The organism is Vibrio sp. 704, assembly GCF_033339295.1.
This window is the reverse complement of sequence record NZ_JAWOUH010000300.1, coordinates 1-802: the sequence shown is the minus strand read 5'-3', so window position 1 is coordinate 802 and position 802 is coordinate 1. Positions and strand designations below refer to the sequence as shown.

1 protein-coding gene is annotated in these 802 nt (G+C 42.3%); it reads right to left on the bottom strand.

What is annotated here, in order from left to right:
• Positions 1-133 precede the first annotated feature (133 nt).
• Positions 134-478 carry a HopJ type III effector protein gene (locus tag R7R24_RS26055; protein WP_062852332.1) on the bottom strand — a complete coding sequence of 115 codons (345 nt, stop codon included), beginning with the start codon at positions 476-478 and terminating at the stop codon, positions 134-136.
• Positions 479-802: the final 324 nt, after the last annotated feature.

The following is an 802-nucleotide window of genomic DNA, read 5'->3' as shown; positions in this document are numbered from 1 at the left end:
GTTTTGGTATTGAGCCTCGTGACTTGCCTAAACCGGAGTCCGATCAGCTTTGTTTATGCCGCAAGTGTTTAGAAAAAAAGCCAGTCGCATAATACGACTGGCTTCTTCATGTAACGCGATTCTAAAATGATAACTATTTCGCGGTAAGCGCAGAAGTCTCAAATTGAATGCCTTCCCACCCCGTCGCCATGAAATTGCGGATATTTTGGTGATCGTTGTTTTCTGGGTGAAGCAGTACGTCCTCACGGTAGAAACGACCAAAACACGCCAACGTCGCTTCTTTATCGAGAGTGTTCAATAAGCCGAATGCAAAAATTTTGCACGAACCGTTGTTTTCATTCGCGTCATTTTGCGTATTGCCATTCGTAAATGCAGCGGGCGTAAAATCGTAATTGTCTTCAATCACCGCCATCGTCGTTTCAAATTCAATCTTTTCAGGTGACGATGCCAGCGCATCAAGAAATTGTTGTAGTTCCATTTTCATTCCAAATCCTAATGCCATCGCAATCTCGCCAATGACACATTTGTTTCATAAAAAGCCCATATAAGAGTCATAAATCATACATATATTCAGAGCCTTACCAAATCACACGTCAATCAATGTTCTATTATCGTCCACTGCAGTGAATGAATAGATATCTGAAAATCATGCATTGAGCGACAGTATATCGGATTGATAAGGAGATATCATGACCACCCCACTTAAGGCAATAGGTGCAATGGCGTTATCGACGCTCGCCATCGCATGTTCATCGCAACAAAACGATGTTATCGCATCTTTCAGTGCACAATGTAAGCCGAT